Raw genomic sequence first — 16,026 nt, 5'->3', positions numbered from 1 at the left:
GCAAGCCGCCGTTCCACACCCGAGAGGACAGCGATGTCTCCGCAGCAGACGATCCCCACCACGCCCCGCCCCGGTTCCGGCGGCGAGCGAGCGGATGTCGCGGCCATCCGAACCCGGCCGCAGGGCTCCGTGCTCGTCATCGGCGCCGGCATCAACGGCATCGCGACGTTCCGCGACCTCGCCCTGCAGGGTGTCGACGTCATGCTCGTCGAGCGGGGCGACTTCGTCTCCGGGGCATCCGCCGCCTCGTCGCACATGATCCACGGCGGCATCCGCTACCTCGAGAACGGCGAGTTCCGACTCGTGAAGGAGTCGGTGACCGAGCGCAACGCGCTCATCCGCATCGCCCCCCACTACGTGAAGCCGCTCGAGACGACGGTGCCGATCTTCTCGACGTTCTCGGGCATCCTGTCGGCGCCCATGCGCTTCCTCACCCACAAGTCGGGCAAGCCCACCGAGCGCGGGGCGGCGCTCATCAAGACCGGCCTCACGATCTACGACGCGTTCTCGCGCGACGGCGGTTCGGTGCCGCGGCACCGCTTCCACGGCCGCAAGCGCTCGCTCGCCGAGCTGCCCGCACTGAACCCCGGCATCAAGTACACGGCCACCTACTACGACGCGAGCATGCACGACCCCGAGCGGCTCGCGCTCGACGTGCTGTTCGACGGACTCGCCGCCGGCGAGCACGCCCGCGCCGCGAACTACCTCGAGGCCGTCGGCATGGGCGCAGAGGGTGTGCGCCTGCGCGACACCCTCACGGGCGCGGAGTTCGACGTCGCCGCCGACGTCGTCGTGAACACCTCCGGACCGTGGACCGACCTCACCAACGAGGGGCTCGGTCGCCCCACCGCATTCATGGGCGGCACCAAGGGCTCGCACATCGTGCTCGACAACGACGAGCTCCTCGCCGCGACCGGCGGCCGCGAGATCTTCTTCGAGCACGAAGACGGTCGCATCGTGCTGATCTACCCGCTGAAGGGCAAGGTCATGGTCGGCACGACCGACCTCGAGCACGACATGCGCGAGCCCGCCGTGTGCACCGAGGCCGAGGTCGACTACTTCTTCGAACTCATCGCGCACGTTTTCCCAACGGTCCCCGTCGACCGCTCGCAGATCGTCTACCGCTTCTCGGGCGTGCGCCCCCTGCCTCGGCACGACGACGAGGCACCGGGCTTCGTCTCCCGCGACTACCGCATCGAGCGAGCGGATGTCCCGGAGCGCCCGGGCGCGACGCTCCTGAGCCTCGTCGGCGGCAAGTGGACCACGTTCCGCGCCCTCGCCGAGCACCTCTCCGACGAGGTGCTGGCGCTCCTCGGCCGCGAGCGCACCCGGTCGACGGCCGGCCTCGCGATCGGCGGTGGCGCCGGTTACCCGGCCACCGACGACGCACGACGCGTCTGGACCGTCACGCACGGCGACGAGGTCGGGCGGCTCCGCGCCGAGGAGCTGCTCGAGCGCTACGGCACCCGCGCCGAGGCGTTCATCGCCTCGACCGAGGGGGAGCGAGACGAACCGCTCGCCCACCACACCGGCTACAGCCGGCGCGAGATCGCCTGGCTCGCTCGCACCGAGCGGGTCGTGCATCTCTCCGACGTGGTGCTGCGCCGCACCAGCATCGCCTTCACGGGCGCGCTCACCGCCCCCCTCCTCGACGAGCTCGCCGAGATCGTGGGCGCCGAGCTGGGCTGGGACTTCGAGCGTCGCGCCGTCGAGATGGCGACCACGAGGGAGCTGCTCGCCGAGCGCCACGGCGTCGAGCTCGAGGCATCCGCCACGCTCGTCTGACCTGTTGCGGGTTGAGCCTGTCGAAACCCAGTTCGTCGCTGTCTCCTCGGAGGTTTCGACAGGCTCAACCCGCACAGGACGCCGCGCACAATCTGCACGGATGTGCACCGGAATCCGCACGATTCGGGCTGGAACGCCCGATAGCTTCGACGGAGCCTCCCGGTCGACGGTCGACATGGCGGCCGGCACCACACCTCAAGAAAGAAGGTCAACGTGGACAATCTCGGAATCGTGTTCCTCAGCGAGCTCGTCGGCACGGCGATGCTCGTGCTCCTCGGCTGCGGCGTCGTCGCGAACGTCATCCTGGCGAAGACGAAGGGCTTCGGCGGCGGCACGCTCATGATCAACTTCGGCTGGGGCCTCGCGGTCTTCGCCGGCGTCATCGTGTCGTACGCCTCGGGCGCGCAGCTGAACCCCGCGGTCACGGTCGGCCTGGTGGCCAACGGTGCGACGGAGTTCGGCAACGCGGCGTTCGGCACCCTCGTGCCGGTCGGCATCGTCTCGGTGCTCACCTACATCGCCGCGCAGCTGATCGGCGCCTTCCTCGGCGCGATCGTCTGCTGGCTCGCCTACAAGCAGCACTTCGACGCCGAGCCCGACGCCGGCGCCAAGCTCGGCGTCTTCTCGACCGGCCCCGCGATCCGCTCCTACGGCTGGAACCTCGTCACCGAGTTCATCGGCACCTTCGTGCTGGTGTTCGTGGTCATCGGCTTCGGCGGCGGACGTCAGGGCGACGGCGGCATGGCAGCACTCGGCGCCCTCCCCGTGGCGCTCCTCGTGATCGGCATCGGCGCCTCGCTCGGCGGCCCGACCGGCTACGCGATCAACCCGGCCCGTGACCTCGGCCCGCGCATCGCGCACGCCCTGCTGCCCATCAAGGGCAAGGGTGGCAGCGACTGGTCGTACTCGTGGGTGCCCGTCGTGGGCCCGCTCCTCGGCGGCGTCGCGGCAGGCCTGGCGGCGATCCCGCTGCTCCCGCTGCTCGGCTGACCCTCACCTCCACCTCATCCATTCGTTTCACTGACAGCAACGGAGTTCTCAGATGGCCGACTACATCCTCGCGATCGACCAGGGCACGACCTCGTCGCGCGCGATCATCTTCGACAAGACCGGTTCGATCGTCTCGACCGGGCAGCTCGAGCACGAGCAGATCTTCCCCAAGGCGGGCTGGGTCGAGCACGACCCGGCCGAGATCTGGCGCAACACGGGCGAGGTGATCGGCCAGGCCCTCGGCAAGGTCAACCTCACTCGTCACGACATCGCCGCGGTGGGCATCACGAACCAGCGCGAGACCGCGGTCGTGTGGGACAAGAACACCGGTGAGCCGGTGTACAACGCGATCGTGTGGCAGGACACGCGCACGCAACCGATCGTCGACCGTCTCGCGGCCGACGGCGGCGTGGAGCGGTTCAAGGAGAAGGTCGGCCTGCCGCTGGCGACGTACTTCTCGGGCACGAAGATCGTCTGGATCCTCGAGAACGTGCCCGGCGCGCGTGAGAAGGCCGAGGCCGGCGACCTGCTGTTCGGCACGACCGACACCTGGGTGCTCTGGAACCTCACCGGCGGCGTCGACGGCGGCGTGCACGCGACCGACGTCACGAACGCCTCGCGCACGATGTTCATGGACCTCGAGACCCTCGCCTGGGACGACGAGATCCTCGCCGCCTTCGGGGTGCCGAAGTCGATGCTGCCCGAGATCAAGAGCTCGTCCGAGGTCTACGGCATGGCGAACGAGCACTCGCTGCTTCGCGAGACGCCCATCTCGGGCATCCTCGGCGATCAGCAGGCCGCGACGTTCGGCCAGGCCGCGTTCGAGACCGGCGAGGCGAAGAACACGTACGGCACGGGCAACTTCCTGATCTTCAACACGGGCGAGGAGATCGTCCACTCGAAGAACGGCCTGCTCACGACCGTCGGCTTCAAGCTCGGCGACCAGCCCGTGCACTATGCGCTCGAGGGATCGATCGCGGTCACGGGTTCGCTCATCCAGTGGCTCCGCGACAATCTCGGCCTGATCTCCTCGGCCGCCGAGGTCGAAGAACTCGCGAAGTCCGTCGAGGACAACGGCGGCGCGTACTTCGTGCCCGCGTTCTCGGGCCTGTTCGCGCCGTACTGGCGCCCCGACGCCCGCGGCGCGCTCGTCGGCCTCACCCGCTACGTGAACAAGGGCCACATCGCCCGCGCCGCGCTCGAGGCCATCGCGTTCCAGACGCGCGACGTCATCGAGGCCGTGAACGCCGACGCCGGGGTGGACCTCACCGAGCTCCGCGTCGATGGCGGCGCCACCGCGAACGACACGCTGCTGCAGTTCCAGGCCGACATCCTCGGCGTGCCCGTCGTGCGCCCGGTGGTCGCTGAGACCACGGCGCTCGGCGCGGCCTACGCGGCCGGCCTCGCAGTGGGCTTCTGGTCGAGCCTCGACGAGCTGCGGGCGAACTGGCAGGAGGACAAGCGCTGGACCCCGTCGATGGACGAGGCCGAGCGCGCGCGCCTCGACCGCAACTGGAAGAAGGCCGTCTCGAAGACCCTCGACTGGGTCGACGAAGACGTCGTCTGATCGTCGGCCGTGCGTCTGCGAGCCGGGAGCGCGCAGACACACGGCGACGTGATGACGAGCTGATCGACCGGGCCGAAGGTACGGTTGACGTGCAGGGCCGGGCGCATGGGGGTGCGCCCGGCCCTTTCTCGTTCCCATCGGACCCGCTGCCATGCAGGAGTCGGGACCGGTCAGCCGGCGAGGCGCGACGTGAGCAGGGCGGGCAGCTCGGCGAGCGAGGTGATCTCGAGCACGGCGGATGCCTCGGTGCTCGGCATCTGCGAACCGCCGTTCCGGTTCAGCCAGACGCCGATGAGGCCGGCGTCTGCCGCACCGATCGCGTCGGTCTCGAGACGGTCGCCGATGTAGGCCGCTGCATGCACGGGGACGTCGGTGGCGAAGCGCTCGAGGGCGATGCGGAAGATCTCGGCATCGGGCTTCGTGACGCCGACGTCGCCCGAGGCGATGACGTGCTCGAAGCGATCGCGGATGCCGAGTCGCTCGAGCTTGGCGAGCTGGAAGTCGAGTTCGCCGTTGGTGATGATGCCGAACCTCGCATCGGGCAGCACCTGCACGAGTGCGTCGAGCGCGGGCAGCGCGTCGTCGTGCAGCGACCAAGACTCGCGGTACCGCTCGAAGTAGCGGTCGAACCAAGCGCCGGCCGCGAGCTCGTCGAGCTCGTCGCCGTGCGCGATCGCGAAGTCGCGGGCGCGCGCTCTGCGCTGCCCCTCGAAGGTCAGCCGGCCCGCGAGATAGGAGTGGTAGTGCTCTTCTTCGAGGTCGTGCCAGAGGCCGGATGCCGCGGCGACGTCGCCCTCGTATGCCAGCTCACGCATGTGCAGGGCGATGCCGGCGCGCACTGCGGCGCGATGCGCCATGAGGGTGTCGTCGAGGTCGAACAGGATGACCGGAGCCGGGGAGTCGGAGCGAGGAGACGCGGTCACACCGCACCCCCGAGGATCGGCTCCCAACTCGCGAACGCGTCGGATTCGACCTCGGCGCGGCGCTCGGCGTGCCACGCGGCCAGTATGCGCCCATCGCGGCCCGGCACCGTGGCGATGCGCGGGGTGGTTCGCCGGAATCCCGCGGCGCGCGCGACATGTGCGGACGCCAGGTTGCCTTCGTTCGCACGCCAGAGCACCGACTCGGCACCGGGGACGCCGCCGCCCAGCGTCCACTCGCACACCGCGCTCACGGCTTCGGCCATGAGCGCGTCGCCCCGGTGCTCGGCACCGAGCCAGAACCCGATCTCGTTGCCCCGACGGAGTCCGACGACGCCGAGCAGCGGCGCGTCGTCGGCGCGTCGGATCGCCCAGGTCAACTCGTCGCCGGAGCGCCACGCGACCGGTACATACTCCGTGAGGAATGCTCGTGCGTGGTCGACGGTGTAGGGCCAGGGCGTCGTGAGGTACTTGAGGAACAGCGGGTCGGCACAGTACCGCGCCACGAGTTCGGTGTCGGCCTCGACGGGGAGGTCGAGCACGAGCCGTTCGGTGCGGAGCACGACGGGCTGCATGGTCAGCGCGCGCGCCGGAGGAAGCCGATGCGGTCGTAGACCGTCGCGAGGGTGGCCTCGGCGACCGTGCTCGCCCGGTCGGCGTTGATGGCGAGCAGGCGGTCGAGCTCGGCCGGGTCGTCGAGCAGTTCGAGCGTTCGTGCACGGATCGGCTCGAACACGCTCACGACGACCTCGGCGAGCGCCTTCTTGAAGTCCCCGTAGCCGCGGCCCGCGAACTCCTGTTCGATGTCGGCGATGGTGCGGCCTGACAGCACGGAGAAGATCGTGAGCAGGTTCGAGACGCCCGGCTTGTGCTCGCGGTCGAAGCGCACCTCGCCGTCGGTGTCGGTCACGGCGCGCATGATCTTCTTCGCGGTGACCGAGGGCTCGTCGAGCAGCCACAGGATGCCGGCCGGCGTGTCGCCCGACTTCGACATCTTCGACGTCGGGTTCTGCAGGTCGTAGATGCGGGCGGTCTCGCGCTGGATGACCGGCTCGGGCAGCACGAAGGTGTCGGCGCCGAAGCGGGCGTTGAACCTCGCGGCGAGATCGCGCGTGAGTTCGACGTGCTGCTTCTGGTCGTCGCCGACCGGCACGATCTCGGTCTGGTAGAGCAGGATGTCGGCCGCCATGAGCACGGGATAGGCGAAGAGGCCGACGCTCGTGGCGTCGGCGCCCTGCTTCTGCGACTTGTCCTTGAACTGCGTCATGCGCCCGGCCTCGCCGAAACCTGTGATCGTGTTGAGCACCCACGCGAGCTCGGCGTGCGCCGGCACGTGCGACTGCACGTACAGCGTCGAGTTCGACGGGTCGATGCCGGCCGCGATGTACTGCGCTGCCGTGCGGCGGGTCTTCTCGCGGAGCTCGGCGGGGTCTTGCGCCACGGTGATGGCGTGCATGTCGACGACCGAGAAGAAGGCGTCGTGCGTCGACTGCAGCTCCTTCCACTGCAGGAGCGCGCCGATGTAGTTGCCGGCGTGGAGCGAGTCTGCGGAGGGCTGCATGCCCGAGTAGAGGCGGGGCTTCTGCGTCATGGGGAGTTCCTTCGAAGTGTGCGGCCGCGGAGCGGCAGGTCAGATGGCGTAGTCGACGACCACGGGAGCGTGGTCGGACCATCGCGTGTCCCAGGAGTCGGCGCGATCGATGGCGTAGGCGACCGCGGCGTCGGCGAGCGCGGGGGTAGTGAGCTGGTAGTCGATGCGCCAGCCGGTGTCGGTGTCGAACGCCTTGCCGCGCTGCGACCACCACGTGTAGGGCCCGTCGACCTCGCCGGCGAAGCGGCGGCCGAGGTCGATCCAGCCGAGCCCGGCGCCCGCGTTGTAGTCGTCATCGCCCTCCGCGCCGACGAATCGGTCGAAGTAGGCGCGTTCCTCGGGCAGGAAGCCGGCGCGCTTCACGTTGCCCTTCCAGTTCTTGATGTCGAGCGTGCGGTGGCCGACGTTCAGGTCGCCCACGATCACGGCGAGCTCGGAGTGCTCGGCGAGCCGCGGCATCCGCTCGACCATGGCGTCGAGGAACTTGTACTTCTCGACCTGCTTCGGGGTGTCGACCACGCCGGAGTGCACGTACGCCGAGACGACGGTGACGATGCGGTCGCCGACCTCGTAGTCGGCCTCGAGCCAGCGGCCGGCGCTGTCGAAGTCGGCCGCGCCGAGCTCGACGCGGTGGATGCTCGCGCGGTTGCGGCTCGCGATCGCGACTCCCGCGCGACCCTTGGCGGTGGCGGGGTCGTGCAGGATGTCCCACTCGTCGCCGAGGAGGCCCTGCAGGTCTTCGGTGGAGGCGCGCACCTCTTGCATGGCGAGGATGTCGACGTCGCGCGCTGCGAGCCACTCACCCATGCCCTTGCGGAATGCCGCGCGCACTCCGTTGACGTTGACGCTGGCCAGACGGAGGGGCTTCGCAGAGGGCATGGATCGATCCTACGGGAGCCCTCAGACGTGGCCTCGCCGTGCGGTCGGCGCCAGCGCGGCCTCGAGGTCGGTCAGTTCCAGTTCGGCCTTGGCGAGGCGCCGCTTGGCGGGAATCCGGCCGAACCAGCTCGCGGTGTCGAGCTCGCGCCTCGCCTCGCGCACCCGCACCTGCGCGGCGGTCACGAGCGCGCGCTGCTCCCGCTCGCGCGCCTCGGCGGCGAGCTGTTCGGGGGTCACCATGCGGAGCGTCTCATGGGCATCGGATGCCTCGACGGCGATCCAGCTCGCGGCGACGAGGATGACGATGCTCGTGAGCCGGAACCACAGCAGCAGACCGATGAACACGGTGAAGGTCGCGAGCAGCGGGTTCGTGCTGGAACGCGAGAGCAGGGCGCCGCCGATCACCTGCAGCACCGAGATCGCGGCGGAGCCGAGCAGGGAGCCGACCCACATGCGGTGCCACGGCATCGCGGCTCCCGACAGGAAGCGGAACATCACGGCGAGGGCGAGGGTGTCGATCACGAAGACGACGAGGAGCGACCCGCCCTGCACGAGGAAGCCGTACCAGCCGGAGTCGTCAGAGAGCCCCAGGAATTGCACGAGCCAGCCGAGGAACGAGGTGGTCGCGACGGAGAGCACGGTCGCGAGCAGGAGGATCGCGCCGAAGCCGAACCCGGCGACGAAATCGCGCGCCTTGAGGAAGACGTAGGCGCGACGGTCCTTCGGCAGGCCGAAGATGCTGCGCACCGCCATGCGCGAGTAGGTGATCCATCCGATCGCCGTCCAGATGAACCCCGCCAGCGCCACGGCGCCGGTCCAGCCGAAGAGGCTCGTGCTGGACGACGCGATCTGCGTGAGCTCCTCCGTCGGGATGATGCCCTCGTCGCCGATCAGGCCCGGCGCATACGTGTTGAGCAGGGCCACGAAGGCCGTGAGGGTCGCGTCATTGCTCGTGAGCCAGATGCCGAAGACCGCGAAGGCGACGTAGACGGCGGCGAAGATCGCGAAGAGCGCCTGGTAGCTCATGCCGGAGGAGAGGATGAAGCCGTTGCGGTCGAGGAAGTGCCGCCAGACGCGCACCGGGAAGAGGGCGAGCGTCTGCTGCGTGAGGGTGCTGACCTTGCTGATCGGTTGCTCGAAGCGGTCCCGGATCGGCTGGCTCATCGCGTCGAAGCGTTCCCTCGCCGACGGGGAGTGATCGTCGAGCCCGAGCGGATCTCGACCGGCGCGTTCGTCGAACGTCTCCTCCTGGTGGTGTGGGGTACTCGACCCGCGCTCGCTCACGCTCCAACCCTAGCGACGGCGGCAGGCGGGAACGGCGGAGGCGGCGCCGGCGGCGATCGATGCAGGGGCGGACGTGACGCACCCGTTCGGGGGACATTTCATGAGGAATCCTTGTGTTTGCTGAATGGTGAGCGGAGACTGAATCCGCTGACCCAATTACCCGAGACAGCGCTACCGCAGTCAAGTCTGGAGTCCGCCATGTTCCCGAACCGCGCTCCCGCGCGCGAGCACGCTCGCGCAGCCCGTCGATCGATGCATGCCGCCGAGCCGCCCGGAACGGGAAGGGGCCTGCGGATCGGCATCTCGGCGATCGCCGTCACCGGGCTCGTGCTCCTCGGCGTGCCCGCCATGGCGACGGCAGACGACGCCGTCGCACCGGCGCCCGTCGCCGAGGCATCGGTCGCCGCTCCTGAGAGCGAACCCGCTGCGGAGCCGGCCGAGCCCGCTCCTGCGGCCGAACCCGCCCCCGAAGCGGAGCCGGCCGAGCCCGCGCCTGCGGTCGAACCCGTCACCGAGCCCGAGCCGGCACCCGTGGCCGAGCCGGCCCCCGCGGCACCCGAGTCCGAGGCCGTGCCGGCGGAGACCGGCGAGCCTGCGGCGGAGGCGCCCGCCGAGGCTCGCCTCGTCGCGGCCGACGCGGGTGGTCCGCCGGTGACGATCCCCGAATGGAACGACCACGTCGACATCTGCCACGCGACCTCGAGCGAATCGAACCCGTACGTGTTCATCAGCCCGAGTGTGCGGTCGATCATCGACCCGACCGGTGACCCTTCGGACCCGTTCTCGGATGGGCATGCCCACGCCGAGCACCAGGACCACCGCGACATCATCCCTGAGTTCGACTACTTCGACAAGGACGGCGATCCCGGGCACTTCGACGGGCTCAACGTCGACCTCATCGATCTCTTGGACAACGACTGCGCCATCCCGCAGCCTGCGATGCAGCTCTCGGTGGTGCCGTGCCCGCCGGATGGAACCGCGACACGCATTCTCCACGTCATCGCCTCCGACGTCGTGATCAGCTTCGACTACGAGCTGACGGTCTACGTGGCCGGCACCGACGAGGTCGTCGCCGAGCTGAGCTTCGAGGCCGCGACCGGAGCGTTCGAGGGCGACTTCGAGCCGCTGCCGCCGGGAACCTATGACGTCGTGCTGCACCGCGTCGGAGCCGATCCGTCGACGGACCGCACCGCCACCGTCGAGCTGGGTATCTGCCCGCCCCCGCCGGAGCCCGGATGGGAGCTCGTGAAGAGCTCCGACCCGGCCGATGGTGACGTGGTCGAGGCGGGCGACGTGATCACGTACTTCCTCGACGCGGCGAACACCTCCGAGGTGGCGGTCGAGGGTGCGGAGGCGTTCGACGACATCACCGACGTGCTCGACAACGCGACCCTTCTCGAGCTCGGTCCGGGCCTCGTCCAGGACGGGAACACGCTCACCTGGTCCGTGCCGACGCTCGAACCCGGCGAGTCCGCCCAGACCTGGTACACCGTGCTGGTCGGTGAGGACGTCGTCGGCGAGCTGCTGCACAACGTGGTCGAGCCGTCCGAGGGCGGCGAGTGCCCGACCGTCGAGGACGACAACGGCTCGTGCGTCGTCGACCACCCCGTGAAGTCGATCGGCCTGGACGGCATGGCGCAGTGCGTGAACGACACCCCGTGGTTCATGTACGCGATCACCCCGTACGGCGTCGAGGACACCGGCGACAACCCGATCTCGCTGATCTGGTGGACCCCGGCGGCATTCGCCGACCGTGACCCGTCGATCGCCGCCGACGACGTCGCCGCCCTCTTGGCGGACGGCGCCTCCCAGGTCGACGCGATCCCGTACCCGGCAGGGTGGGTGAGCGGCGACACCATCTCGGGTCAGCAGCTCTGGCCCGGCGCCGAGGTCGACGCCGAGGGCAACCCGACCGACTGGCCCGGATGGACGCTGCAGCCCGACGGCACCTGGGTGCTCGACCCGAGCGCGCCGTTCTACGAACTCCGCAGCGAGGCCGTGGTCGAGATCCGCATCAACCCGTCGAACGACGCGATCGCGGTCTACCCGCCGCCGACGCCGAACTGCAACGCGGCACCGCCGCAGAACCCGCCCGGCAGCACGCCGGCGGGCAAGACTCCGACCGCGCTCGCCGAGTCGGGCAGTGACGCCCTCGCCATGCTGCCCGCAGGTGCGCTGCTCCTGCTGGCCGGCGGCGCGGCACTCGGATTCGGTGCCCGGCGGCGGCTCCTCGCCTGAGGCCGTCGTCGACCTCGCCGAGGTCGGACTGCAGCGGATGCCGCGACTCGCGAGAGTCGCGGCATCCGTCTGTTCGGGGTACACGGCCTGAGCTGCGGCGGCGGTTGCACGGTCTTCGACCTGCCCCGAATCACGGCTGTTCGCCGCTGATTACCTGGCATCGACGGGGTGATCGCCCTCGAAGAGGTTGACTGGCGTACCCCACGTTCTGGGGGACACCAAGACATGAGAAATCCTTGAATAGTGCGGAGACGTGCGAGCAGACTGGTGCCGCTGACCCGAGATCCGCCCGAGCCGGCCTACCAGCACCCCGAACGTGGAGTTCGTCATGCATCGCACACTGCGCAACCGATCCGCCGCCCGTTCCGACGAATCGACGTCGCCGCCGTCGTCTCCGATCCGAGCACTGCTCGCCGCGGTCACCGTCGGTGCGCTGATCCTCTTCGGAGGCCCGACGCTCGCCGCCGCCGACGAGCTCGCGCCGCCGCCCGCCGCCGCTGACGAGGCCGCCCCGACCTCGGAGGAGCAGCCCGTGGAGGCGGAGGCGGAGGATCCGCCCGCAGAGGAGACGCCACCGGCTGAAGCGGTCGACCCTCCGGTCGAGGAGCCGGCGCCGCCGGCCGAGGAGGAAGCGCCGCCCGCCGAGGAGGCAGCGCCTCCGGCCGAGGACGCGCCGCCGGCCGACGATGCCGCCGCGCAGCAGGCCGAGGCGCCCGCGCCCGTCGACTGCATGGCGATCCCGATCGGCAACGACGACCGCAGCGCGCGTGACGCGTGTCTCGCGGAGCAGCAGGCGGGCCTTCGCAGCTTCGCCGCCGCCGCCGACCCGGCGCCGGCCACCAACCCCGATCTCCCGAACAGTTGCGGGCTCGACTTCGCGCTCGTGCTCGACAAGTCGGGATCGATCGGCGACGACGGCATCGCGGACTTGAAGGACGCCGCCGACGCATTCACCGACGCGCTGAAGGACACCGGTTCCGAGGTCTCCGTGACCTCGTTCGACCAGGATGCCGCGCTCCTGCAGCCTGCCATGGCGCTCACGAGTGCCAACCTCGCGACGATCCAGGGCTCCTACGGCGGCCTCGCCTCTGAAGGCTGGACGAACTGGAAGCGCGGACTCGAAGTCGGCCACGACTCGTTCGGCGGGTTCAGCGAACAGCCCGTCGAACTGACCATCGTGATCACCGACGGCAACCCGAACACGGTCGACCCCGACGAGGGCGGTGAGTTCCCCGACGGCTCGCCCGAGGCGGTGAACCCCGCGATCCTCGAGGCCAACTCGATCAAGGCGAACCCCTCGCACGTCTTCGTCGTGGCGGTCGGCCCGAACGTCTCCGTCGGCCCGATCGAGGCGATCTCGGGCACCGAACTGTTCACCGGCTCGAACATCTCGACGGCCGACTACATGACGTCCGACAACTACGCGAGCCTCGCCGAAGACCTGCAGCTCGTCGCGAAGGCGCTCTGCGCGGGCAACGTGATCATCCACAAGCAGGTCGGCGTGGCCTTCCCGGGCACGCCCGGCGGCGTTGGCTGGGAGTTCTCGACGGCGACCTCCGATGTCGCCCCGACCTCCGACACGACCGAAGCGTCCAGCCAGACCGATCCCTTCGCGGTGACGGGCTTCGAGGTCGTGCCCGACCCGCCCGCCCGCCAGGTCACCTTCACCGAGACGCCGAACAACGGGAGTCTGCTGACGGGTGCCAAGTGCGGAACGACACCCGACATGAACGACGCGGTCGCCGTGCCGTTCGACCCGGCCGCCCGAACGTTCACGGCCAGCGTCGCGAAGGAGTCGACGACCCACTGCTGGGTGCTGAACACCTTCGCGCCGCGATGGCTCGCCTGGAAGACGGTCTCCCCGGCCGACGGCAGCACCGTCGAGCCCGGTCAGGTCGTCACGTACACGCTGCACGCGAAGAACGACGGGTTCGTGCCGGTGACCGGCGCCACCCTCGTCGACGACCTCGGCGACGTGCTCGACGACGCCGACCTGCTGACCGTCGTCGCGCCGCCGCTCAGCCTGGCCGGCGACGAACTGACGTGGTCGATCCCGACCCTCGCGCCGGGAGCGGAGACGAGCATCTCGTTCGACGTCGAGGTGCACGACGACGCGTTCGACCGGGAGCTGAGGAACGTCGTCACCCCGAGTGACAACGGTCGATGCCCCGACATCGTCACGCTCGCCGCAGCGCAGGCGGTGCTCGTCGACGACTGCGTCACCGAGAACCCGACGCCAGACGTGACGATCGACAAGAACGTCGACGAGACGACCCTCGATGTCGTGACCGGCGAGTGGAGCATCGGCTACACGCTCGACGTCGAGAACACCGGCGACGTCGACACCGAGTACACGCTGTCGGATGCGACGGAGTTCGGTGACGGCATGACGATCTCGGCGATCGAGTACTGGGAGCCCGGCGAGGACCGGACCCTCCCGGGGCATCCGCTCACCGGCCCGTTCGCTCCGGTCGGCGAGTACCTGCTCGGCGAGGACCATCCGCTCGCCGTCGGCGTCACCGACAGCTGGTACGTGCGGATCACCGCGACGATCGACGACGATGGCTTGCCCGAATACGGGTGCGACGGCGAAGAGGGCGGCGGATTCTCGAACACCGGCATCGTCACGATCGGCACCGGCGTCCGCGAGGACGAGGACTGCGACGCCCCCGGGCGCCTGACGCTCATCAAGGAGGTCGACAACCAGGCGATCGAGGACATCAACGAGGTCATCGATCCCGACCTCCCGCTCGCGCTGCCGAGCGACTGGCTGCTGAAGGCCGAGGGGCCGGTGACCGTCGAGGACCCCGGCATGTCCGACCCGGGCAGGACCTACCTCGTTCCCGAGGGCTGGTACGACCTGAGTGAGCAGCCGAACCCCGACTCCGACAACCCGCTCATCGTCGACGGCACCTATGTGCCCGGCGAGTGGGTGTGCGACGACGAGGATCCGGAGGTCGAGAAGCTGGAGGTCGACCCCGAGTTCGAGGTCTACGTGCCGGCAGGCGGCGACGTCACCTGCAGCATCGAGAACACCGCGAACCCGGCCGACCTCGGCATCGTGAAGGACTACGAGCTGAGCGAGGGCGTCGAGGCGATCGACGACTTCGATCCCGACGGCGACCCGGCGGACTCGGACTTCTGGTTCACCCTCACGGTGACGAACCACGGACCCGACGTTCCCGGTGCCATGGTGACCGACACCCTGCCCGACACGCTCGAGGTGCTCAGCGCGATCGAGATCACCCCGGCCGATCCCAACTGGGATGCGTCGTTCACGGGTAACCAGTTCACCGCGGTGTACGACGGCGTCTACGCCGCCGACTCGGTGACCGAGTTCCGGTTCCAGGTCAGGTTCCTCGGCGAGCCGGTCGTGCCGCTGCCCGAGAACCCCGAGGTGCCGCCCGAGCCGATCCCGGCCGAGCCCGTGATGAACGAGGCGTGCGTCGAGATCGTCGTGCCGGAGTCGCCGGACGACGACGTGACCGCCGCGCTCGCCGTGGTCGACGTCCCGTCGTTGCCCACCAACGACCTGAACCCCGACAACGACTGCGACGACACCACGGTGCCGACCAAGGCCATGCAGGCGAACGCGTACGTGCAGTGCATCAACGATGTGCCGTGGCTGTACCACAACGTCATGACGGCCGGTCCCGTCACCCCCTCCGACATCACCGTCACGTGGACGCCCGACCCGGCGTTCTACCCCGACGCGGTGCCGGTCGTGACGATCATCCCGTGGGAGGAGCGCAACGGCCGCGTGCTGTGGCCGTACGGCGAGGTGAACGACGAGGGCATCTCGATCGCCTGGCCAGGATGGCGCCTGGCCGAACCCGGCGACGTCGTCGGCGAGGGCACCATCGTGGACTCGTGGGAGAACATGGTGAAGGACTCGTCGCTGCCGAGCTACGCGTTCGCCGACCAGGACCACCCGATGACGATCACGTTCGAGATCAACCCGAGCCAGTCGGTGCTCGCGGTCTACCCGCAGGCGACACCCGCCTGTGCGGTGACCCGTGAGGCCGGGCCGCTGATCGAGAAGACCTCGAGTGTCACCTCGGTGATGCCCGGTGGAACGTTCGACTACACCCTGTCGATCACCAACCCGGGCCTCGGGGCGACGAAGGCCATGGAGCTCTTCGATGAGATTCCGGCCGACCTGAAGGTGAACTCGATCACCACGCCGCCCGCCCCCGCGTTCCCGCGCTGGGACGACTGCGAGGTGACGGGCGAGGATTCCGCCGGCTACGGCGGCACCCTGCACTGCATCCTGAACGGTCAGATCGGCGGCACGAGGCCGGATGCACCCGACGTGGTGCTGTCGGTCACGCTGAATCCGAAGTCGACGTCGTCGAGCATCGTCAACACCGGTGAGATCTGCTGGAACGACCTGCCCGACGACCAGACGGCTCCGGCGGCCGACGGAGCGATCCCGCTCGACCCCGCCGAGCAGATCCTCTGCGACGACTCCTCGGTCACCGTGCACGTGCCGCAGCCCGGCGCGGCCATCGCGAGCACCGGCTTCGCGGGGGCGCCGTTCATCTGGATCGCCGCGGGCATGCTCCTGGTGGGCGGCATGGCGGTCGCATACGTCGTGATCAGGAGGCGCCGCACCGGGGGAGTGTAGGCGCACGAGATCAGGCACGCGGATGTCGCGGCTCGCGTGAGCCGCGACATCCGCGTGCCGTCTCGCTGCTGAGCACGGCCCGATCTGTACCCCGAATTCCCGTTTCACCCCCTGTTTTGGTGTCATCGCGAGGGTTCCTCGCGAA

Annotated in this window: 10 protein-coding genes; 5 read left to right on the top strand and 5 right to left on the bottom strand. The window is 69.5% G+C overall.

What is annotated here, in order from left to right:
• The first annotated feature begins 33 nt into the window (after positions 1-33).
• The 3 genes from BJY17_RS06720 (at position 34) to glpK (ending at position 4,342) form a co-directional block, all read left to right on the top strand.
• Positions 34-1,785 (top strand): glycerol-3-phosphate dehydrogenase/oxidase, encoded by a 1,752-nt coding sequence (locus tag BJY17_RS06720; RefSeq protein ID WP_179550678.1) that lies wholly within the window; start codon positions 34-36, stop codon positions 1,783-1,785.
• 261 nt (positions 1,786-2,046) lie between these two features.
• On the top strand, positions 2,047-2,775 hold the full coding sequence (locus BJY17_RS06715; RefSeq protein ID WP_218890208.1) for an MIP/aquaporin family protein: 729 nt from the start codon (positions 2,047-2,049) through the stop codon (positions 2,773-2,775).
• Positions 2,776-2,827: 52 nt separating this feature from the next.
• Positions 2,828-4,342, top strand: coding sequence for a glycerol kinase GlpK (gene glpK, locus BJY17_RS06710; protein WP_179550677.1), 1,515 nt, complete (start codon positions 2,828-2,830; stop codon positions 4,340-4,342).
• 170 nt (positions 4,343-4,512) lie between these two features.
• On the opposite strand, the gene BJY17_RS06705 is transcribed toward glpK, so the two are convergent.
• Genes BJY17_RS06705 through BJY17_RS06685 form a run of 5 tightly spaced genes read right to left on the bottom strand, consistent with a single transcriptional unit; the run spans position 4,513 to position 9,016 of the window.
• Positions 4,513-5,265, bottom strand: coding sequence for an HAD family hydrolase (locus BJY17_RS06705; RefSeq protein ID WP_322789768.1), 753 nt, complete (start codon positions 5,263-5,265; stop codon positions 4,513-4,515).
• Positions 5,262-5,825, bottom strand: coding sequence for a GNAT family N-acetyltransferase (locus BJY17_RS06700; protein ID WP_179550676.1), 564 nt, complete (start codon positions 5,823-5,825; stop codon positions 5,262-5,264). The genes BJY17_RS06705 and BJY17_RS06700 overlap by 4 nt, the downstream gene beginning before the upstream one ends.
• Positions 5,826-5,839: 14 nt before the next feature.
• Positions 5,840-6,853, bottom strand: coding sequence for a tryptophan--tRNA ligase (gene trpS / locus BJY17_RS06695; RefSeq protein WP_179550675.1), 1,014 nt, complete (start codon positions 6,851-6,853; stop codon positions 5,840-5,842).
• A 39-nt stretch (positions 6,854-6,892) separates the two neighbouring features.
• Positions 6,893-7,732 carry an exodeoxyribonuclease III gene (locus tag BJY17_RS06690; protein WP_179550674.1) on the bottom strand — a complete coding sequence of 280 codons (840 nt, stop codon included), beginning with the start codon at positions 7,730-7,732 and terminating at the stop codon, positions 6,893-6,895.
• 21 nt (positions 7,733-7,753) lie between these two features.
• Positions 7,754-9,016: a YihY/virulence factor BrkB family protein gene (locus BJY17_RS06685; protein WP_179550673.1), complete on the bottom strand. Its 1,263-nt coding sequence runs from the start codon at positions 9,014-9,016 to the stop codon at positions 7,754-7,756.
• Between the two features lie 198 nt (positions 9,017-9,214).
• Here BJY17_RS06685 and BJY17_RS06680 point away from each other — a divergent pair, with 198 nt between their 5' ends.
• Together BJY17_RS06680 and BJY17_RS06675 are read left to right on the top strand one after the other, a co-directional pair.
• Positions 9,215-11,254 carry a DUF7927 domain-containing protein gene (locus BJY17_RS06680; protein WP_179550672.1) on the top strand — a complete coding sequence of 680 codons (2,040 nt, stop codon included), beginning with the start codon at positions 9,215-9,217 and terminating at the stop codon, positions 11,252-11,254.
• Between the two features lie 328 nt (positions 11,255-11,582).
• On the top strand, positions 11,583-15,881 hold the full coding sequence (locus tag BJY17_RS06675; protein ID WP_179550671.1) for a DUF7927 domain-containing protein: 4,299 nt from the start codon (positions 11,583-11,585) through the stop codon (positions 15,879-15,881).
• The last annotated feature ends 145 nt before the right edge of the window (positions 15,882-16,026 follow it).

Source organism: Agromyces hippuratus, assembly GCF_013410355.1.
In the GTDB taxonomy this organism is placed as follows: Bacteria; Actinomycetota; Actinomycetes; order Actinomycetales; family Microbacteriaceae; genus Agromyces; species Agromyces hippuratus.
This window is presented reverse-complemented; position numbering and strand designations above follow the sequence as displayed.

Excerpts from the sequence above, each read along its gene's own strand:
- BJY17_RS06720 (WP_179550678.1), top strand. The coding sequence starts at position 34 with ATGTCTCCGCAGCAGACGATCCCCACCACGCCCCGCCCCGGTTCCGGC.
- BJY17_RS06715 (WP_218890208.1), top strand. The coding sequence starts at position 2,047 with ATGCTCGTGCTCCTCGGCTGCGGCGTCGTCGCGAACGTCATCCTGGCG.
- glpK (WP_179550677.1), top strand. The coding sequence starts at position 2,828 with ATGGCCGACTACATCCTCGCGATCGACCAGGGCACGACCTCGTCGCGC.
- trpS (WP_179550675.1), bottom strand. The coding sequence starts at position 6,853 with ATGACGCAGAAGCCCCGCCTCTACTCGGGCATGCAGCCCTCCGCAGAC.
- BJY17_RS06690 (WP_179550674.1), bottom strand. The coding sequence starts at position 7,732 with ATGCCCTCTGCGAAGCCCCTCCGTCTGGCCAGCGTCAACGTCAACGGA.
- BJY17_RS06680 (WP_179550672.1), top strand. The coding sequence starts at position 9,215 with ATGTTCCCGAACCGCGCTCCCGCGCGCGAGCACGCTCGCGCAGCCCGT.
- BJY17_RS06675 (WP_179550671.1), top strand. The coding sequence starts at position 11,583 with ATGCATCGCACACTGCGCAACCGATCCGCCGCCCGTTCCGACGAATCG.